The following is a 19,626-nucleotide window of genomic DNA, read 5'->3' as shown; positions in this document are numbered from 1 at the left end:
GCGAGTTACAGGGGCCGAACGGCCACTGTCATCTCGCTGTTAGGCGCCTCGGCTTAGCCTGACCTGGTACGTGTCCTGATGCGGTCGCGAGAGGGGAGCATGCGGATGAAATGGGGTCCGCCCCGACGGCTCGCGGGCCTGACTGCCCGGCTCGGCCTGCGCCGTGGCACTGCCCGCACCCGCTTCACCGCCTGGTACGTGACTCTGTTCCTGCTGTCGGGAACGGCGCTGCTCGTCATCGCGGCCGTGGTGGCATCCGGCGGATCGCGCTCCAGCCAGACCGCCCCCGATGGCGGCACCGATCAGCCCGCAACGGCGGCACAGGCCCAGGGCCGCATCAACGAGCTGGAGCAGCAGCTGACCCAGGCGCACGACACCCAGTCCCGGCAGATCGTGATCGGCTCCGCCATCGCCCTCGGCGTCATGGCGGTGATCTCGGTCGGCCTCGGCTGGTTCGTCGCCGGCCGGGTGCTGCGCCCGCTGCGCGTGATGACAGCGGCAACCCGCCGGATCACCGCCGACAGCCTGCACGAACGCCTGGCCATCGGCGGCCCCGGCGACGAGGTGAAGGACCTCGCCGACACCATCGACGACCTCCTCGGCCGCCTGGAGGGCTCCTTCGACGCCCAGCGCCTCTTCGTCGCCAACGCCTCCCACGAGCTGCGCACCCCGCTCACCACGATGCGGGCCTCCCTTGACGTGGCCCTCGCCAAGCCGGGCCCGGTACCCGAGACCACGGCCACGCTGGCCGCCCGGATGCGCGCCGAACTCGACCAGGTGGACCGGCTGCTGGAGAGTTTCCTGGTCCTGGCTCGCACCCAGCGCGGCGAGTTCACCGACTCGGCGCGCCTCGCCCTCGGCCAACTCGCGCTGACCGCCTTGACCGGACGGGCAAAGGACATCGCGGCCAAGGGCCTGACCGTGCGCGAAAGCCGGAGCGACGACTCCGCGTGGGTGTGGGGCAGCCAGACGCTGCTGCGCCGCGTGGCCGACAACGTGCTCGACAACGCGATCGCGCACAACGACCCCGGGGGCTGGATCAGTGTCGCGGTACGGGCCGAACGAGACGACGCAGGCGCAGTGTCCCTCGTCGTCGAGTCCAGCGGACCGGTCCTCGATCAGCGGCGAGTGGCGGACCTCGCGCAACCCTTCCGCCGCCTTGGCGCCGACCGGACCGGCACCGGCCAGGGCAGCGGCCTCGGCCTCTCCATCGTCGCGGCCATCACCCAGGCCCACCACGGCACCCTGGACCTGCGCGCCCGCCCCGACGGCGGCCTGCGCGTCACCGTCACCCTCCCCCGTACGGACGTCAGGGCGACGGCGGAAGCCCCCGACACAGAGACGGGCGTGGCGCGTTGAGAGTCCTGGTGGTCGAGGACGCCCGCCCCCTCGCCGAAGTCATCGCCGAGGGACTGCGCGACCAGGGCATGGCCGTAGACGTGGCCCACGACGGGCTCGACGCCGCGGCCAAGCTGGACGTCAACGCGTACGACGTCGTCGTGCTCGACCGCGACCTGCCAGGCATCCACGGTGACACCCTCTGCCAGATGATCATCGATCGGCACGGCCGCGTGATGGTCCTGATGCTGACCGCCGCCGACTCACCCGGCGACCGCGTCAGCGGCCTCACCCTGGGCGCGGACGACTACCTCGCCAAGCCCTTCCACTTTCCCGAACTCGTCCTGCGCATCCGCGCCCTGGACCGCCGCCGCCCCGCCGCCCGGTCCCGCACCTTGAGCACGGCGGGCATCGAACTCGACCCGATGCGCCGCACCGCCAGCCGCGACGGCCACCAACTCGACCTCTCCGTCAAGGAATTCGCGGTACTCGAAGCCCTCCTGAACGCGAGCCCCGCCTTCCTCAGCACGGAGAACCTCCTCGAACAGGTCTGGGACGAACACGCCGACCCCTTCACCAACACCGCCACGGTGACCATCAGCCGCCTGCGCCGCAAGCTCGGCAACCCTCCGGTCATCGCCACCACACCTGGCGTGGGGTATCGGATCATCGACCCAGCCGTCCCACCCGACTGAGCAGCCGACAGGGGCCGACGGCCCACGATGGGAGGCGGTGCTCACAAACGGTCCTTTGCGCGAGCAAGATCAGAAACGGCTCGCCAGACCTCCACCGAACCTGGATTCGTTCGTCGCTCACGCGGCGGCGCAGTCGCCTCCGCCTACCACACCCGCCGCTTCACGAAGGTGCCCCGGCTGAAAAGGGGACTACGGGTGCCCACTCCCGCCGACCGCGGCCCGGGCCGGCCCTGGCGGCCCGGCGCTGCGCACGGCGCGGGAGGTCAAGGCGCACGCCCCACACTGCCGGGTCATCTTCACCGTGTACGAGATGAAGCGCCTCGGCCGCGACGCCGCCGAACTCACCGCGCTCGCCGACCACCTCACTGCCCACGGCCTGGTCCTGGAGATGCTCTCCGGACCCCTGCCGGGCATCTACGATCCCACCGGGCCGGGGAAGTTGCTGTTCGCGTTCTTCGCGGTGGTGGCGGAGACGGAGCGGGAGAACATCCGTGAGTCGGCACTGGAAGGACTCGAAACCGCGGCCCGCAAGGACAAGCACGGCGGGCGGCCACCCGTCATCACCGAGGACATGCTCCACACTGTGCTGCGGCGCCGGGCCCTCGGCGAATCCGTCGAGCAGATCCAGCCCGATGTGTTCATCCCCACCGGCAAACGCAAGGGACAGAATCGCTCCATCGCCACCATCTACCGGGCGCTCGCCGAGTACGCCAAGCGCGAGGCATACCCCGAAGCCGTCGCCCAGGCGCACGACGACTTCGCAGTCCTCACCGGCAACGAGGTTCCTGAACCTCGCACAGAAGCCAAGACCCTAACTACACGCTGAGTTACCTGTCACCTCGCGGCAGCTTCGGGAGAACAGGGCCGTTTCAGGAACCGTGCACCCCGGCGCGGTACTTGGGCAGCCGCAGGGTGATCTTCATGCCCGCCCCCACGCCGGTCTCGATGACGAGGCCGTAGTCGTCGCCGTAGACCTGGCGCAGCCGCTCGTCCACGTTGAGCAGGCCGATGCCGGTGGACGCTCCGCCCTCGCCGCGCAGGATCTGCCGCAGCCGCTCGGGGTCCATGCCGGTGCCGTCGTCCTCGATGACCACCTCGGCCTCCGAGCCGGCGTCCAGGGCGCTGATGGTGATGCGGCTGCGGGTGACCGCCCCTTCGAGGCCGTGCTTGACGGCGTTCTCCACCAGCGGCTGGAGGCAGAGGAACGGCAGGGCGACCGGCAGCACCTCGGGGGCGACCTGGAGGGTCACGGCGAGGCGTTCGCCGAAGCGGGCGCGGACGAGCGCCAGATACTGGTCGATGGAGTGCAGTTCGTCCGCCAGGGTGGTGAACTCCCCGTGCCGGCGGAACGAGTAGCGGGTGAAGTCGGCGAACTCCAGGAGCAGTTCGCGAGCCTGCTCGGGGTCGGTCCGGACGAACGAGGCGATGGCGGCGAGTGAGTTGAAGATGAAGTGCGGGGAGATCTGCGCCCGCAGGGCCTTGATCTCGGCTTCGATGAGCTGAGTGCGGGAGCGGTCCAGCTCGGCCAGTTCCAGCTGGACGCAGACCCAGCGCGCCACCTCCCCCGCCGCCCGGGCCAGCACCGCGGACTCGCGCGGGGCGTAGGCGACGAGCGCGCCCAGGACCCGGTTCTCGACGGTGAGCGGAACGGCGACGGCCCAGCGCAACGGGCAGTCGAGGTCCGCGCAGCCGCTGTCGAAGGCGGTGCCGCGGCCGTTGTCCAGCAGCGCCTTCAGGTGCTCCAGCACGTCCTTGCCGTGGTGGTGGCCGGCGCCGTCCCAGACCAGCACCCGCTCCCGGTCGGTGAGGCAGAGGGCGTCGGTGCCGAGCAGGGAACGCAGTCGGCGGGCCGCGCGCCGGGCGCTCTCCTCGGTGAGGCCGGCCCGCAGCGGCGGGGCGGCCAGCGACGCGGTGTGCAGGGTCTCGAACGTGGCGTGCTCGACGGGCGTGCCGACGTCGCTGGGGCGCAGCGGGCGGGCGGTGCGGCGGCCCAGCCAGAACCCGGCGCCCAGCAGCAGCGCGACCAGCACGACGAGGACGGCGATCCCGGCCCCGGTCATCGTTCCCTCACCGTTCCGCGCGCCGACGTCAGGGCCTCGGGGAGGTGGAAGCGGGTCATGGCGGCGTTGGTGCCCGGGGGTATCCGCCCCGGGGTGGCGAGCGAGACGAGGATCATCGCGAGGAAGCCCACGGGGACGGACCAGACGGCGGGCCAGGCGAGCAGGGCGTGCGGCCAGCCGGGTGGGCGTACGGCTCCGCTGACGGTGATGGCCACGGCGAGGAGCGCGGACCCGCCGCCCAGCAGCAGCCCCGCGACGGCCCCGGGCGGGGTGAGCCGCCGCCACCAGATGCCGAGGACGAGCAGCGGGCAGAAGGAGGAGGCGGACACGGCGAAGGCCATGCCGACCGCGTCGGCCACCGGCACCCGGCTCACCAGCAGGGACCCCACCAGCGGTACGGCGATGGCGAGGACGGTGGCGAGCCGGAAGTGGCGTACCCCGCGGGAGGGCAGGACGTCCTGGGTGATGACGCCGGCGACGGCCATGGTGAGCCCGGATGCGGTGGACAGGAACGCGGCGAAGGCCCCGCCCGCGATCAGCGCCCCGAGGAAGTCTCCGCCGAGTCCGCCGATGACCCGGGCGGGCAGCAGCAGGACGGCGGCGTCCGCGTCTCCCCCGTGCCGCAGTTCGGGGGTGTAGAGCCGGCCGAGCGCACCGTAGATCGGCGGCAGCAGATAGAAGAGGCCGACCAGGGCGAGGACGGCGACGGTGGTGCGGCGGGCGTCACGGCCGTTGGGGCTGGTGTAGAAGCGGACGACGACATGGGGCAGGCCCATGGTGCCGAGGAAGGTCGCCACGATCAGCCCGTACGTCGCGTAGAGCGGGTGGTCGGCGCGGAAGACGGCGAGCTGGTCGTCGAAGCTGACCCGGGGCCGGCCGTCGCCCTGCCAGGCGAGGACCAGGAAGAGGGCCGGGACGAGGAGGGCGGTGAGCTTCAGCCAGTACTGGAAGACCTGGACGAAGGTGATGGAGCGCATGCCGCCCGCGGCGACGGCGGCGGTCACGACGGTGGCGACGAGCACGTCGCCGAGCCAGCCGGGGGCGCCGGTGAGGATCTTGAGGGTGAGTCCGGCGCCCTGGAGCTGCGGTACGAGGTAGAGCCAGCCCGCCCCGACGACGAGGGCGCTGACCAGGCGGCGGACCTGGCGCGATTCGAGCCGGCCCTCGGCGAAGTCCGGCAGGGTGTACGCCCCCGAGCGGCGCAGTGGTGCGGCGACGAAGACCAGGAGCACCAGGTATCCGGCGGTGTAGCCGACCGGATACCAGAGCATGTCGGGTCCGTGGACGAGGACGAGCCCGGCGACGCCGAGGAAGGAGGCGGCAGAGAGGTATTCACCGCTGATCGCGGCGGCGTTGAGGCGGGGGCGCACGGTGCGGGACGCAACGTAGAAGTCGGAGGTCGTACGGGAGATGCGCAGGCCGAAGCCGCCGACGAGGACGGTGGCGAGGACGACGAGGGCGACCGCCACCCAGGACGCCATGTGGTCGGGGGTGCTCACGGCGCGGGGCGGCCCTCCACCAGCCGGGCGAAGTCGCGTTCGTTGCGCTCGGCCCGGCGGACGTACCACCAGGCGGCGAGGGTGAGCGGCGGGTAGGTGGCGAAGCCGAGGACCGCCCAGACCAGGGCGGAGCTGTTCAGCGCGGCGAAGAGGAGCGGCAGGGTGCCCGCGACGAGGGCGAGGACGCCGAAGACGGTGAGCCCGGCGCGCAGCTGGCCGCGCATCAGCGAACGCACATAGGCGCCGCCGAGAGCGGTCTGCTCGTCGATCTCCGACTGGGTGCGGTAGCGGGGCAGCGGGCGCACCCGCCGCGGCGCCCCCGTGACCACTTCGCGCCGGGGGGTTGGCTCTGCGGACATGGGCTCGGAGTGTAGGCGTCGGCGGGTGGTGCTGGGAAGGGATCGCGGAAGGTCTCCCCAGGTCAGCGGCGGCCCGTGCCGTCTCCCCGTGACGGCCGGCTGTGCTCTCTCAGCGGCCGCCCTGGCGCATCAGGAGGTCGCGCAGGGCGCGGGTGTGGCGGCGGCTGACGGCGAGTTCGGCCTCTCCGATGCGCACGCTCATGCTGCCCGCGTCCAGGCGCAGCTCGTCGATCCGGGCCAGCGCCACGAGGTGGCGGCGGTGGATCCGGACGAAGCCGCGGGAGCGCCAGCGCTCCTCCAGGGTGGTCAGCGGGATCCGGACGAGGTGGCTGCCGCCGGCGGTGTGCAGGCGGGCGTAGTCGCCCTGCGCCTCGGCGTACGCGATCTCGTCGATCGGGATGAAGCGGATGACTCCGCCGAGCTCGACCGGGATCTGGTCGATGGCCGTGTCGTTGACCGTCGCCGACCGGTCCCCCACCTGTTCGGCGACCCGGCGGACGGCTTCGGCGAGGCGTTCGCGGCGGACCGGTTTGAGGACGTAGTCGACGGCCTTGAGGTCGAAGGCGTGGACGGCGAAGCCCTCGTGCGCGGTGACGAAGACGATGAGCGGGGGCGCGGCGAATCCGGCGAGGAGCTGGGCGACGTCGAGGCCGGTGAGACCGGCCATGTGGATGTCGAGGAAGACCACGTCGATCGCGGACGGGTCGTCCGGTCCGGCGTCCACCGCGCCGCCGATGCGGCGCAGTGCCTCGGTCGCACCGGTGGCGCCCTCGGCGCTGCGGACACGGGGGTCGGCGCGCAGGAGGTAGAGGAGTTCCTCCAGGGCGGGTTGTTCGTCGTCGACGGCGAGTACGCGCAGCATGAGGCCGGAGTTTAGGGGGTGCGGGGGCCGATGGCTTGAGTGATGCGCGGCTTGTTCCCGTACCGCAGTACATGCAGACGACCGAACCCCACATCCGGGTGGGGGCCTATGCCCTGGGCGTGCTCGGGAGCACCGACGCCTTCCGGTTCGAGGAGCATCTGGCGGACTGCCCCGGGTGCCGGCTGCGGGCCGGCGAGTTCGCCGGAGTGCGGGACGGTCTGGCGGCGGTGGGGCCCCCGGTGGCCCCGGGGCCCGAGCTCGCGGAACGCCTGACGGCCGCGGTGGCACAGGGGCGGCGCGGGGCGGGTCGGCGGCGGCTCGCGCTGGTGGCGGCGGCGGTCGTGCTCGCGGCGGCCGGTCCCGCGCTGGTGGCCGGATTCTCCGGCGGCCGGGCGGACGGGACGGGCGCGCAGCGGTGGTCCGGGACGGACGGGGCGTCGGGGGTGGCCGCGGTGGTGACGGCGGCGGGGCACGACTGGGGGACGGCGGTGGCGCTGGAGGTGGCGCGGGTTCCGGTGGTGGGGGTGTGCGCGCTGGTCGCGGTGGGCCGGGACGGCAGTGAGGAGACGGTGGGCAGCTGGTCGGCCGGGGGTGCGGGGGACGGTCCGGTGGAGGTGTCGGGCGGGGCGGCGCTGCGGCCGGAGGGCATCGACCACTTCGAGGTGCGGACGGCGGACGGGCGGCGGCTGGTGACGGTCACCCGGTGAGCCGGGATGCCGCTACTTGAGGAACTTCGAGAGCCTGCGGTCGGCCAGCGGCTTCCCGCCGGTCTGGCAGGTGGGGCAGTACTGGAGCGAGGAGTCGCTGAAGGAGACCTCCAGGATCGTGTCCCCGCAGACCGGGCAGGCCTCGCCCCTGCGTCCGTGGACCCGCATCCCGGTCTTCTTCTCCGCCTTGAGCTTGCCCGCCTCCACGCCGCTGGAGCGGTCCACGGCGTCCTTCAGAGTGGTGCGCAGCGCGGTGTACAGGCGGGTGACATCGTCCTCGCCCAGGTCGGCGGTCCGCTTGAACGGGGACATCTTCGCGACGTGCAGGATCTCGTCGCTGTAGGCGTTGCCGATGCCCGCGATCAGCGACTGGTCGCGGAGCGCGCCCTTGATCTGGCGGCGCTCCCCGGCGAGCAGCGCGGCGAACGCGTCGCGGTCGAAGGCGTCGGCCAGCGGGTCGGGGCCGAGGCGGGCGATGCCGGGGACGTCCATGGGGTCGCGGACGAGGTGGACCGAGAGGCTCTTCTTGGTGCCCATCTCGGTCAGGTCGAAGCCGTCGCCGTCCGTGGTCACCAGCCGCAGGGCGAGCGGGCCCTTGCCGGGCCGGGGCGGGGCGGCCGGGAAGGAGTCCTTCCAGCGGAGCCAGCCGGCCCGGGCGAGGTGGGTGCACAGGTGGAGCCCGCCGGCCTCGATGTCGAGGAACTTGCCGTGCCGGGCTACCGAGGTGACCCGCTCGCCGTCCAGGGCGGTCAGCGGCGGGTCGTACGTCTTCAGGACGCTGATCGCCAGCGGGAGGACGCGGGCGATCTCCTTGCCGACCAGGTGGTCGTCGAGGAAGACCCGCAGGGCTTCGACTTCGGGCAGTTCGGGCATGGTTCAAGACTGCCGCAGCCGGTGGGCGGCTGCCTGTCAGGACACCGGCGCGCGGTCCGTGCCGGTGATGACGGTGTACAGCTCCGTGAACTCCTCCTCGACCGCCGCGGCGAGCCGTTCGAGGTCGGGCAGCGCCTTGCCGTCGGCCACCAGACCCACGTGCACCCGCCCGCCGTAGGTGGACAGGGCGACGGCCAGGGACTGGCCCCGGGCCAGCGGCGCCATCGGGTAGAGGGCGGTGAGCGGGCAGCCGCCCAGCGAGAGCGCGGAGCGGGGCAGCGGCACGCTGGTGACCAGCACGTCGAAGAGCATGCGGGCGGCGTTGGCGGCCAGCGGTGCGCCGAACCGGTGCGCGAGCGGCGGCAGTTGGTCGGCGAGTACGGCGACGGCCCCGGCGCCCTTCAGGGGACCGGCAGCCTTGTTGCGATCCATCGCGCTCCGGACCGCCCGGAGCCGCTCGCGCGGGTCGGCGGCGGTGACCGGCAGGCCGAGGAGATAGGCGGAGAGCCGGTTGCCGGTGGCGGCCCCGCCGGTCCTGCGCCGGGAGACGGGGACGAGGGCGCGCGGGTCGGCGGCGGGCAGGGGCTCGCCGCGCTCGGCCATCCAGCGGCGCAGCGCCCCGGCGACCACACCGAGGAGGATGTCGTTGGCGGTGCCGCCCTCGGCGCGCCGGATCCGCTGCAGGTCCCCGGCGTCGAGGTCGGCGGTGGCCAGGCGCCGGGTGCCGCTGGAGGGCGCGGTGAAGGCGGACGGGCCCCACAGGTCGAGGCGGCCGGCGCGGACGACGGAGGCGCCCACGCCGAGCGCTCGGCCGACCTCGCCGATCCGGCCGAGCGCCATGCCCGCCATTTCGCGGGGGTCGGGCAGCCAGGAGCGGGGAGGGACGGCGGGGCGGCCCCGGGCGGCGGTGCGGGCGCTGGTGACGGCGGCGATCTCGTCGAAGATCCCGGCCCCGATGGCGACCGCCCGCATGCCGTCGGCCAGGGCGTGGTGCAGCTTCACCAGGACGGCGAAGGGTCCGCCGTCAGGGCCGCCGATGAGGTACATCCGCCAGGGCGGCAGCCCGCGCCCGAGCGGTCGCTCCATCAGTTCGCCGGCCAGCCGGGTGGCCTCCGCCATGAAGTCGCCGTCGGCCACGACGACGCGCTCGACGTGCCGGTGCACGTCGAAGTCCTTGTCCACCGTCCAGGCCTTGCCGCCGACCGGCAGCAGGACGTCCCGTACGCACATCCGCAGCCGGGGGACGGCGGCGGCGCGGGTCCCGAGCAGGTCGAGGATCCGGCCCGGACCGACGCCCGGCGCCGGGGCGAACACGGCGAGCGCGCCCAGGTGCATCGGATGGGCGTCCGATTCGAGGTGCCAGAAGGCAAGATCGAGCGGGGCCAGGAGCTCGGTACTCAACGGGGACCTCATGTCGTCGAAGATGTCGTCGAGGGCGGCGGGGCCGGGGTGCGGCCGGTCCCCCGCAGTCAATCCTTCGCGGTCGGTTACGGTCAAGTACGGCCATGTTACGTACTGTTACACTGCCGCGCCGGTCACGCGCGCACGGGGCTTCGGCGGGCCGGGATTCAGCGCGCCGGAATCAGGAACTCGCACCACACGCATTTGCCGCTGCCCCGCGACTCGACGCCCCAGACATCGGCCAGCCGGTCGACCAGCATCAGGCCGCGCCCCGACACCCCGGACTCCCCCGCGTCGCGGCGCCGGGGCAGAGCGCTGGACCGGTCCTCGACGTCGACGCGCAGCCGTCGCTCGGTTCCGGCGAGCACCCGGATCGTCACGACGGCGCCGCCGTCGGTGTGCATGAGCGCGTTGGTGATCAGTTCGTCGGCCGCGAGCTCGATCTCGTCGGCCCGGTCCTTCGCCCCCCAGGCCCGGACAGCGGCCCGGATCATGTGCCGGGACGAGCTGAGCGCCTCGGGGTCGTTCTGGGCGACGTGCTGCTGGAGCCGGCCGCCCGGCTGCGGGGCGTGCGCGGCCCGGCGGCGCAGCAGCAGGACCGCGACGTCGTCCTGGCCCCCGCGCCCGTCGACGGCGTCGCAGAGCTGGTCGGCCAGTTTCTGCAGGTCGTGGGGGCCGTTGGTGACGAGGGTGGTGAGCAGGTGCATGCCTTCGTCGAGGTCGGAGCCGGGCAGTTCGACGAGGCCGTCGGTGAACAGGATCATCGTCTGGCCGGGGTCCAGCTCGACCGTGCCGACCGGGTACTCCAGTCGGCCGAACTCCGCCGAGAGGCCGAGCGGCAGGCCGCCCTCGGACGGCATCCTGCGGCAGCTCCCGTCCACGTCCCGTACCAGCGGGTCGACGTGTCCGGCGCGGACCACCTGGACGACGCCGGTGGTGAGGTCGACCTCGGCATAGGTGCAGGTGGCGAAGCGGTCGGTGTCCAGTTCGTGCAGGAAGACCGAGGCGCGCGCCATGACCGTGGCGGGGCTGTGCCCCTCGGCGGCGTACGCGCGCAGGACGATCCTGAGCTGCCCCATGACGGCGGCGGCGTGGGTGTCGTGGCCCTGGACGTCCCCGATGACGGCGCCGACCCGGCCGCCGGGCAGCGGGATCAGGTCGTACCAGTCGCCTCCGATGTCCCGGCCGAGGCGGGCCGAGCGGTAGCGGACGGCGACCTGTGCCCCGGGCACGGCCGGGATCCGGCGCGGCAGCATCGCCTGCTGGAGCCCTTCGGCGAGGTCGTGCTCCTGTTCGTAGAGCATCGCGCGCTGGAGGCTCTGGGCGATCGAGGTGCCGAGCGCCATCAGCAGGTTGCGCTCGTCGGCGGTGAAGCCCGCCTTGTCCCGGTAGAGGAGGCCGAGCGCGCCGATCGGGCGGGCCTGGGCGATCAGCGGCATATAGGCGGCGGAGGTGATCCCGAGGTGGCTGATGTTGGGCCACAGGACCGGGTAGGAGGCGGCGAAGTCCTCGGCGGACTCGATGAAGCGCGGGGAGAGCGTGCGGACGACTTCGCTCATCGGGTACCGCTCGTCCACCCGGGTGTACCGGGTGCCGGGGACGTACGCGCCTTCGGGGCCGTCGGCCACCAGGTGGATGCGGCCGGACTCCAGCAGGCCCATGACGAGGCTGGTGGCCCCGAGGTGGGCGAGGCCCTGGGAGTTCTTGAGGACGGCGATGACGTCCTTGACCGTACGGGCGTGGGCCAGCGCGGCGGTGGTGCCCTCGACCAGGCTGGTGCGCTGGCGGCGCTCCTCGTCCAGCTCGCGCCGGGCGGTGGAGTCGGCCAGTTCCTGGGTGGCGTCGCGGACGATCCCGATGATGCGGCGCGGGCGGCCGGTCCCGTCCCGGCGGACGAAGCCCTGGGTGTGGGTCCAGCGCAGCGTGCCGTCGCGCCGCTGGATGCGGAAGTACGCGCCGTAGTTGGTGCGCCCGCTCTTGAGGGCGTGCGAGACCAGCCCGTCCAGGCGCTGGGCCTCGTCCGTCGGCACACGCGGCGCCAGCGAGGCGGGCCGGTCGTCGTATTCGTCCGCGGTCAGGTCGAACACGTCGAGGGCGGGCTGGTCCATGTGCATGAGGCCGGTGTCAAGATCCCAGTCGAAGCTGCCCATACGGTTCAGGGCGAGGCTGAGGTCCGGGTGGGCGGGCCAGTCGTCGGGGAGTGACAGGGCACCCGCTACCCGATCATCCATGTGGGCCACTCTGCCACCATTTTTCCGATTCCTCTTGTCCGATTCCGCAGGTCCGAACCCTCGACCGGTCAGCCGGCGAACACGTCGCCGAGATCCGCTTCCATGGGCTCGTCCGGCTCGGCGGGCAGGTCCGGCTCGGCGGGCTCGGCGGGCCCTTCCGGCTCGGCGGGGAAGACCTGGGTCGGCTCGGGCGCGACGTCCGGGACGCCCTCCTCGTACTCCCACGGGTCCTCGGGCGGCGTGTCGCCGAAGTCGTCGGACGACTCCCCGGGTCCGGGGTCCGTCGGGGCTTCCGGCTCGGAGGGGGCCGGGTCGGACGGGGTGGAGTCCGGGGGCGCGGGCTCGGAGGGACGGCCCGGGGACGGGAAGAGCAGGTCGGCGTCGGGCGCGTAGGGCGGCGGGTCGTCCGGGGTCCGGTCGCGGCCTCCGCTGTCACCCATGGCCCGCTCGATCCAGGTGTTGTCGTCGGCGTTCACGATGATCAGGCTCGTGGCCGCCTTGACGCCTGGCTCGACGGCCACGATGCGCGCGGGGTCGTAGCCGGGCCAGCGCTCGCCCCGGTGGGCGATCTTCCCGTCGGCGACCACGGGCGGGCCGAGCGGGTTGCCACAGGCGCAGCGGACCCGGGGCACCCCCCGGCTGTCGACCAGGACGGCGGTGCCCGCCTGGAGGACGGCCTGAAAGGCGGTGGCCGAACCGGCGCTGTAGCCGTGGTTGGTGACCTGGGCGTCGACGCCGAGGACGACCGGGGTGAGCGACTTCAGGTAGCCCGGGATCTGCACGGCCTCGACGTCGGCCGCGTCGGCGAAGGCGCGCGCCTTGTCCTCGTCGTCGGTCAGGAGGGCGGCCTGCTGCTCGACGTCGCAGGCGGCGACCGATCGGGTGCCGCCATAGAGCCCCGGGACGGCGCCGGAGACCGGATGGACCGTCCGGGTGGTGGAGGTCGGTTCCGCGTCCGGTGCTCCGGTGGGGGTGGGGGATGCCGTCGCCTGTGCCGTGGACGCGGTGAACGGTCCGGGGCCGGGGGACGCGAGGGGCTGGAGGAGGACGTCCTTGGCCTCCGCGGTGCCCGTGGTGCCCTTCGCCGTCCGGTCGCCGCCGTCGCCGCAGCCGGCGACCGCGAAGAGCACCCCGGCGGACAGCGCGGCGAGCGCGGTACGCCGGAAACGTCCTTGTGAGCGCACAGAGCTCTCCTGCCTGTCCCTGGGGAACGGATGGGTGTCACCATCTGTGCCGCACCGAGCACCGGCCCGCAAGCGGACGGGCGGCCGCCACCCCAGTCTTGAACACGTTCAATAGACCCTCTACTCTCATCCCTGAGAGACTTGAACACGTTCAAATCAAAGGGGGTACGTCATGTCCGCACTGGTCAACGCCATCGTCATGCTGGGCATGCTCGTCGTCGTGCCGGCGGGGCTGAGGCTCATCGGACACCAGGGCCTGGACCGGATACGCCGGCACTGGCCCCTCTTCGCCGTGCCGGGGGCCCTCGCCCTCTGGCTGCCGCGCGGCGCCACGGCCACGGTGCTCGCCTGCTGCTACGCGCTGGGCACCGCCCTGCTCGCCCTGCACGCCCCGCGCCGGGCAGCCCGCGGCCGGGACCTCGACCCCGCCGGGATCGCCCTGCTCACCGCACTGGTCACCCCGGCCGTCGCCGCGACCGCCCTGGTCGCCGAGCGTTCGGGGCACGAGCTGTTCGGGTTCGACCTCGGCATCCTCGCCCTGACCGTGCCGCACTTCCACTTCGCCGGATTCGCCGCCGCCCTGATCGCCGGGCTGGTCTGCCGGGTCTCCGAAGGCCCTGCGGGCCGCTTCGCCGCGCTGAGCGTGCCGCTGGGCACCCTGCTCGTCCTCGTCGGGTACTTCATCGGCGACTGGGCCGAGCTCGCCGGAGCCCTCGTCCTGACGGCCGGCATGTGGACGGTCTCCCTGCTGACCTGGCGCATGGGGCGCGCCGAAGGCCGGGACCGGACGACACGGCTCCTGCTGCTCTCCTCCGCCGCCGTCCTGGTGGCGACGATGCTGCTCGCGCTGAGCTGGGCGCTCGGCGAGGCGACCGGACTCCCCCACCCCAGCCTGACCTGGATGGCCGCCACGCATGGCCTGGGCAACGCGCTGGGCTTCGCGCTCTGCTCGCTGCTGGCCTGGCGGCGGCTCCGCACCGACGACAGCGTCCGCATCGAAGGCCGCACCGGCGTCCTTTCCGACATCGAAGGCAGGACCGCATGAGCACCCTCACCTACCCGGAGGTCGGCGCGACCCGGCTCGGCCCGCTCCCCCGGGGCTACCACCACCTCCACCACCGCGCCCGGGTCGGCCGGGGCGAGGCGGACTTCGCCGCCGCCGGCGCGGCGATCACCGAGTGGCGGATGCACCGCGCCTCGGGCGCCCGGGTGGAGGCCTCGGCCCGGCGCGCGGAGCCCGGCGGAGACGTCCGGGTCTCCCTGGGCCTGGGCCCGCTGCGCTTCACCGCCCCGTGCGAGGTGATCTGGACGGCGTACGGGGAGGACGGCCGCACCGGCTTCGGGTACGGCACCCTGGCCGGGCATCCGGAGCGCGGCGAGGAGTGCTTCGTGGTGGACCTCGCGGACGACGGCACGGTGTGGTTCACGGTGCTGGCGTTCTCGCGCCCCGCCTCCTGGTACGCCCGGCTCGCCGGACCGCTGGTGCCGCCCGTGCAGCACTGGTACGCGCGCAGGCTCGGCCGTACGCTCCGCCGGATCGTCGCCGCGGACTGAGCAGGCCGGGCGCGACCGGCCAGGAGCCCGGGAGCCCCGACCGGACCGGCGGGGAGCCCCGGGCCGCCCGTCGGCCGATACTGGCAGGGATGGAATGGTTCACCGCGGACGGCTACTGGCTGAGCCGGCTGATCTTCCAGCGGGCGCTGGCCGTGGTCTATCTGGTCGCCTTCCTCTCCGCCGCGCTCCAGTTCCGGGCGCTGATCGGCGAGCGCGGCATGCTGCCCGTCCCCGAGCTGCTGCGGCGCACACCCTGGCGGGCGGCCCCGGGGCTCTTCCGGCTGCACTACTCGGACCGCTTCTTCGCCGCCGTCGCCTGGAGCGGCTGCGTCGTCTCGGTGGCGCTGATCGCCGGTCTGGACGGTCTGCTGCCGCTGTGGGGCGGCATGCTGCTCTGGGCGCTGCCGTGGGTGCTGTACCTGTCGATCGTCCAGGTGGGTCAGGTCTGGTACGGATTCGGCTGGGAGTCACTGCTGCTGGAGACGGGGTTCCTGGCGGTCTTCCTCGGCACCGGGGACACGGCCGCGCCGGTGCTGGTGCTGTGGCTGCTGCGGTGGCTGCTGTTCCGGGTGGAGTTCGGCGCGGGGCTGATCAAGGTGCGCGGCGACGCCTGCTGGCGGAAGCTGACATGCCTGGACTTCCACCACGAGACCCAGCCGATGCCGGGGCCGCTGAGCTGGTTCTTCCACCATCTGCCACGGCCCGTGCACCGGCTGGAGGTGGCGGCCAACCATGTCACCCAGTTGTTGGTGCCCTTCCTGCTGTTCACCCCGCAGCCGGTCGCGAGCGTGGCCGCCGGTCTGATGGTCCTCACCCAGCTCTGGCTGGTCCTGTCGGGGAACTTCGCCTGGCTGAACTGGCTCACCATCGCGCTGGCACTCTCCGCGATCGACTGGACTCCCCTGGCCGGGCCGCCGCCGGACCGGATCGCACCACCTCTCTGGTACGAGGTGGTCGTCATCGCCGCGACCGCCCTGGTGCTGGTGCTCAGCTACCGCCCGGCGCGCAATCTGCTCTCGCGGCGGCAGGCGATGAACCGGTCCTACGATCCCCTGCACCTGGTCAACACCTATGGCGCGTTCGGCTCCATCAGCCGGATGCGGCTGGAGGTCGTGGTGGAGGGCAGCGCCGGTCCGGTGGCGCACGAGGGTGCCGAGTGGCGGGAGTACGGCTTCCGCGGCAAGCCCAGCGATCCGCGCCGGCTGCCGCGCCTGTTCGCCCCGTACCACCTGCGGCTCGATTGGATGATGTGGTTCGCGGCGCTCTCCCCCGCGTACGCCCGGCCCTGGTTCGGGCCCTTCGTCGAGCGGCTGCTGGCGGGCGACCGGGACACGCTCCGGCTGCTCGGCCACAACCCGTTCCCCGGGGAGCCGCCCCGGCATGTGCGGGCCCGGGTGTTCCGCTACCGGTTCACCGGGCTCCGGGAGCTGCGGGCCACCGGCCGCTGGTGGCATCGCACCTACGTCCGGGAATTCCTGCGGCCCGTCTCCCGGCCGCTGCCGCCGGAGCGGGAGGGCGGGGAGACGGGCCGCGGGACGCGCTGAGCCGTCGGCCGATGCCGCTGAGCCGTCGGCCGACGGCTCAGTCGATGCCGGGCAGGATGTGCGGCTCGGCGAGGTCGTCCTCGTATCCGGCGAGCCGGATCGGGGCGGACCTGGCCCAGACCTCGATGTTCCTCAGCTTCTCGGGGCGGCCGGGCCGCCCCGAGGTCCGTTCGGCGGGGCGCATTTCGCGCTCGGTCAGTTCCGGTGTCGTCACCGCGCACTCCTCTGTGTCGCGTCACCCAGGGCGTCGCCGACGCTCCGGCACCGATGCCGGAGCGCGACCGCCCCGAGCGGGGCAGGGATGGTGATATTTCGGTCGCGGTGGCGCCGGTTCGGGGCGGAACAGCGGCCGGGTTACCGACCGTGTCCCAGGACGGTCGAGGAACCTTCGTGGGCCCCTCGGTGACGTCCGTTCGCCTCAGCCTAACCAAATGAGCGCCGCCGCGCTCGATAGAACGTGTGCGGTAGGTCACTTTCAGCCACGGGGTACAGCGAAAACCCGGCCCAGGAACATCCTGGGCCGGGTCTCCGGCCGCCGCGCGGGGACCGTCGGGCCGGCTGAGCCGTTCGGGTTACCAGTTCGCGGGGGCGTAGTCCTTGAGGAAGCAGCCGTAGAGGGCCTCGCCGCCCTCACCGCGCACGATCGGGTCGTAGACCCGGGCCGCCCCGTCGACCAGGTCGAGGGGCGCGTGGAAGCCCTCCTCGGCGAGGCGCATCTTGTCCGGGTGCGGGCGCTCGTCGGTGATCCAGCCGGTGTCCACGGCCGTCATCAGGATGCCGTCCTTCTCGAACATCTCCTGGGCACTGGTGCGCGTCAGCATGTTGAGCGCGGCCTTGGCCATGTTGGTGTGCGGGTGGCCCGCGCCCTTGTAACCGCGGCTGAAGACGCCCTCCATCGCCGAGACGTTGACGACGTACGCGTGCTGCGCGGCGGTCGCCGCCATCGCCGGGCGCAACCGGCTGATCAGGATGAACGGCGCGGTGGAGTTGCAGAGCTGGACTTCGAGGAGCTCGATCGGCTCGACCTCCTCGACCGTCTGGATCCAGCTGTTGGTGTCGTGCAGGTCCGGGACGAGACCGCCCGCGTCGATCGCGGTGCCCGCGGCGATCCGGGCCGGCGATGCGGAGCCGGTGACCAGGGCGAGATCCGTGACCTCCTGGGCGCTCAGGCCCTCCTTGCGAGCGCTGGGCAGCGCCGCGACCCGGTCGACCGTGCCGCTGTTGAAGGTGCCGATGACCTCGGCGGCGGGCAGCTCGCCCGCCGGCAGCGGCGCCGACTCGGCGTTGACCAGCTCGCTGTAGGCCCCCGGGGAGCGGCGTACGGTCTGGGCGGCGTTGTTGATCAGGATGTCCAGCGGGCCCTCGGCGGCGACCGAGTCGGCCAGCGCGACGACCTGGGCCGGGTCGCGGAGGTCGATGCCGACGACCTTCAGCCGGTGGATCCACTCGTCGCTGTCCTCCATCGCCTTGAAGCGGCGGATCGCGTCGTTGGGGAACCGGGTGGTGATGGTGGTGTGCGCGCCGTCGCGCAGCAGCCGCAGCGCGATGTACATACCGATCTTCGCCCGGCCGCCGGTCAGCAGCGCCCGTCGTCCGGTGAGATCGGTACGGGCGTCGCGACGGTAGCGGTTCTCCTTGGCGCACGACTGGCAGAGCTGGTGGTAGAAGGCGTCGACCTCGACGTAACGGGTCTTGCAGATGTAGCAGGACCTGGGTCGCTGGAGGATGCCCGCGATCTCGGCCTGGGCGGAGGAGGACGGCAGCACGCCCTGCGTCTCGTCGTCGATGCGCTCGGCCGAGCCGGTCGCCGTCGCCTCGGTGACGGCCCGGTCGTGGGCGGTCTTCGCGGCGCGGCGCTCCTGGCGGCGGCGCTGCTTCACGGTGCGGTAGATCCCTGCGGTGGCGCGGCGGACGGCGATGGCGTCCGGGTGGTCCACCTCGATCCGGTCGAGCTCGTCGAGCACGCTCAGGCAGACGGCCAGCCGCTCCGGGTCGATTCCGGGACCGAACTCCTCGATTCCGGGAGCGAGCTCCGGGCTGTCCTCTGTCACCGTCATGGCCGTTCCTCTGTCATCTTCTCGCCGCGGGCCGCCGATCACCACGGCCGAAACACCCCGGTCAAGTTTGCCATGGGTGGGTCACTGCTCCGTTCGGGCGAGGAAGGGCGCCGGAGGAGGGTGCCGGAGGGGCGGAGGAAGAGGCTGCCGGAGGGGCGCCGGAGAAGCCGATCGAAGAAATCTGAAAAAGGAGCGCATGACTCTGCGAAGACCGGGCATGCGACCGTCCGACACATTGGACAGCAGGGAGGGCGACACCATGACGACGATGTCGGCGCGAGCCACCGGAACCACGACGCCGCTGAGCGACGACCGGAACGGCACGCAGGCAGCGGACGTCACGGGAGAGCTGCCCTGGATCGAGGACGCCGGGAAGGTCGCTCCCCAGGACGCCCGGGCCCTTTCCAAGATTTTCTTCGACCGCCTCCAGACGCTGGAGGAGGGCACCCACGAGCACCAGTACGCGCGCAACACCCTGATCGAGATGAACCTCTCGCTGGTGCGCTTCGCCGCTTCCCGGTTCCGCAACCGCGGCGGCGACGACACCGAGGACATCATCCAGGTCGGCACGATCGGCCTGATCAAGGCGATCGACCGGTTCGACCTGTCCCGCGAGGTCGAGTTCGCGACCTTCGCCGTGCCCTACATCGTCGGGGAGATCAAGCGCTTCTTCCGGGACACCACCTGGTCGGTGCACGTGCCGCGGCGGCTTCAGGAGCTGCGGGTGGATCTCGCCAAGGCGAAGGAGCAGCTCTCCGCCCGGCTCGACCGCGACCCCACCGTCAAGGAGCTGGCCGCCCACCTCGACCTCCCGGAGGAGGAGATCATCGAGGGGCTCGTGGCCGCCAACGGCTACTCGGCCGGCTCGCTCGACACTCCCTCCGCGGACAGCGATTCCGGCCAGGAGCAGCGCGCGTACGCTGATGTCCTCGGCGAGGCCGATCCGGGCATGGAGACCGTCGAGAACCTGCACACCCTGGCCCCGCTGCTGGAGCAGCTCGACGACCGCGAGCGCCGGATCGTGCAGATGCGGTTCGGGGCGGAGATGACGCAGTCGCAGATCGGCGCGGAGCTGGGCGTGTCCCAGATGCATGTGTCGCGGCTGCTCAGCCGGATCGTGCAGCAGCTGCGCAAGGGGATGAGCGTCGAGGCGTGAGCCTGCGCGAACTGTCCGGGTTTCGCCCGGAATAGAGCCGTCCGCCCTTCCGGGCGGGCGGCTTCGTGCCGTCCGCTCATCGGCCCCGTCCCCGACGTGGCCCCTT

18 protein-coding genes are annotated in these 19,626 nt (G+C 72.6%); 8 read left to right on the top strand and 10 right to left on the bottom strand.

Annotated elements, in window-relative coordinates; genetic code table 11:
* The first annotated feature begins 105 nt into the window (after positions 1–105).
* The 3 genes from ACFWRV_RS13245 (at position 106) to ACFWRV_RS13235 (ending at position 2,859) form a co-directional block, all read left to right on the top strand.
* Positions 106–1,359, top strand: a complete 1,254-nt coding sequence (locus ACFWRV_RS13245) for a sensor histidine kinase (protein ID WP_384332839.1) — start codon at positions 106–108, stop codon at positions 1,357–1,359.
* Positions 1,356–2,033, top strand: coding sequence for a response regulator transcription factor (locus tag ACFWRV_RS13240; RefSeq protein ID WP_384332836.1), 678 nt, complete (start codon positions 1,356–1,358; stop codon positions 2,031–2,033). Before ACFWRV_RS13245 ends, ACFWRV_RS13240 begins: the two co-directional genes overlap by 4 nt.
* 310 nt (positions 2,034–2,343) lie before the next feature.
* A complete protein-coding gene (locus ACFWRV_RS13235) occupies positions 2,344–2,859 on the top strand; it encodes a recombinase family protein (protein ID WP_384332832.1) in 516 nt (171 codons plus the stop codon).
* 43 nt (positions 2,860–2,902) lie between these two features.
* Here the strand turns inward: ACFWRV_RS13235 and ACFWRV_RS13230 are convergent, their stop codons facing one another.
* From ACFWRV_RS13230 to ACFWRV_RS13215, 4 genes are all read right to left on the bottom strand, one after another.
* The gene (locus ACFWRV_RS13230) at positions 2,903–4,093 is read right to left on the bottom strand and encodes a sensor histidine kinase (RefSeq protein ID WP_384332829.1); all 1,191 of its coding nucleotides are present in this window, start codon (positions 4,091–4,093) and stop codon (positions 2,903–2,905) included.
* On the bottom strand, positions 4,090–5,592 hold the full coding sequence (locus tag ACFWRV_RS13225) for a cation acetate symporter (protein WP_384332826.1): 1,503 nt from the start codon (positions 5,590–5,592) through the stop codon (positions 4,090–4,092). Before ACFWRV_RS13225 ends, ACFWRV_RS13230 begins: the two co-directional genes overlap by 4 nt.
* Positions 5,589–5,951 carry a hypothetical protein gene (locus ACFWRV_RS13220; protein WP_050513202.1) on the bottom strand — a complete coding sequence of 121 codons (363 nt, stop codon included), beginning with the start codon at positions 5,949–5,951 and terminating at the stop codon, positions 5,589–5,591. Before ACFWRV_RS13220 ends, ACFWRV_RS13225 begins: the two co-directional genes overlap by 4 nt.
* Positions 5,952–6,060: 109 nt before the next feature.
* Entirely contained in the window at positions 6,061–6,813 is a 753-nt protein-coding gene (locus tag ACFWRV_RS13215; protein ID WP_384332823.1) for a LytR/AlgR family response regulator transcription factor, read from the bottom strand.
* Between the two features lie 71 nt (positions 6,814–6,884).
* Here ACFWRV_RS13215 and ACFWRV_RS13210 point away from each other — a divergent pair, with 71 nt between their 5' ends.
* Positions 6,885–7,520: a zf-HC2 domain-containing protein gene (locus ACFWRV_RS13210; RefSeq protein WP_384332820.1), complete on the top strand. Its 636-nt coding sequence runs from the start codon at positions 6,885–6,887 to the stop codon at positions 7,518–7,520.
* Positions 7,521–7,532: 12 nt separating this feature from the next.
* Here ACFWRV_RS13210 and ACFWRV_RS13205 read toward each other — a convergent pair whose 3' ends face one another.
* The 4 genes from ACFWRV_RS13205 to ACFWRV_RS13190 all read right to left on the bottom strand — a co-directional run bounded on the left by ACFWRV_RS13205 (position 7,533) and on the right by ACFWRV_RS13190 (position 13,209).
* On the bottom strand, positions 7,533–8,393 hold the full coding sequence (locus tag ACFWRV_RS13205) for an Fpg/Nei family DNA glycosylase (protein WP_384332817.1): 861 nt from the start codon (positions 8,391–8,393) through the stop codon (positions 7,533–7,535).
* A gap of 36 nt (positions 8,394–8,429) precedes the next feature.
* Positions 8,430–9,794, bottom strand: coding sequence for a wax ester/triacylglycerol synthase family O-acyltransferase (locus ACFWRV_RS13200; protein ID WP_384333065.1), 1,365 nt, complete (start codon positions 9,792–9,794; stop codon positions 8,430–8,432).
* Between the two features lie 167 nt (positions 9,795–9,961).
* Positions 9,962–12,025, bottom strand: coding sequence for a SpoIIE family protein phosphatase (locus ACFWRV_RS13195; RefSeq protein WP_384332814.1), 2,064 nt, complete (start codon positions 12,023–12,025; stop codon positions 9,962–9,964).
* Between the two features lie 68 nt (positions 12,026–12,093).
* Positions 12,094–13,209: a DUF6777 domain-containing protein gene (locus ACFWRV_RS13190; protein ID WP_384332811.1), complete on the bottom strand. Its 1,116-nt coding sequence runs from the start codon at positions 13,207–13,209 to the stop codon at positions 12,094–12,096.
* Between the two features lie 172 nt (positions 13,210–13,381).
* Here ACFWRV_RS13190 and ACFWRV_RS13185 point away from each other — a divergent pair, with 172 nt between their 5' ends.
* From ACFWRV_RS13185 to ACFWRV_RS13175, 3 genes are all read left to right on the top strand, one after another.
* Positions 13,382–14,254 (top strand): YndJ family protein, encoded by an 873-nt coding sequence (locus ACFWRV_RS13185; RefSeq protein WP_384332808.1) that lies wholly within the window; start codon positions 13,382–13,384, stop codon positions 14,252–14,254.
* Complete coding sequence (locus tag ACFWRV_RS13180) at positions 14,251–14,763, top strand: DUF1990 family protein (protein ID WP_384332805.1); 513 nt, start codon at positions 14,251–14,253, stop codon at positions 14,761–14,763. Before ACFWRV_RS13185 ends, ACFWRV_RS13180 begins: the two co-directional genes overlap by 4 nt.
* Positions 14,764–14,852: 89 nt before the next feature.
* Positions 14,853–16,307 (top strand): lipase maturation factor family protein, encoded by a 1,455-nt coding sequence (locus tag ACFWRV_RS13175; RefSeq protein ID WP_384332802.1) that lies wholly within the window; start codon positions 14,853–14,855, stop codon positions 16,305–16,307.
* Positions 16,308–16,344: 37 nt separating this feature from the next.
* On the opposite strand, the gene ACFWRV_RS13170 is transcribed toward ACFWRV_RS13175, so the two are convergent.
* On the bottom strand, positions 16,345–16,521 hold the full coding sequence (locus ACFWRV_RS13170) for a hypothetical protein (protein ID WP_010058891.1): 177 nt from the start codon (positions 16,519–16,521) through the stop codon (positions 16,345–16,347).
* Positions 16,522–16,879: 358 nt separating this feature from the next.
* Positions 16,880–18,364, bottom strand: a complete 1,485-nt coding sequence (locus ACFWRV_RS13165) for an SDR family NAD(P)-dependent oxidoreductase (protein WP_384332799.1) — start codon at positions 18,362–18,364, stop codon at positions 16,880–16,882.
* A 259-nt stretch (positions 18,365–18,623) separates the two neighbouring features.
* Between ACFWRV_RS13165 and ACFWRV_RS13160 the strand changes: the two genes are divergently transcribed.
* Positions 18,624–19,520, top strand: coding sequence for an RNA polymerase sigma factor SigF (locus tag ACFWRV_RS13160; RefSeq protein ID WP_384332796.1), 897 nt, complete (start codon positions 18,624–18,626; stop codon positions 19,518–19,520).
* Positions 19,521–19,626: the final 106 nt, after the last annotated feature.

This window comes from Streptomyces sp. NPDC058576, from assembly GCF_042718715.1.
Taxonomy (GTDB): domain Bacteria; phylum Actinomycetota; class Actinomycetes; order Streptomycetales; family Streptomycetaceae; genus Streptomyces.
This window is presented reverse-complemented; position numbering and strand designations above follow the sequence as displayed.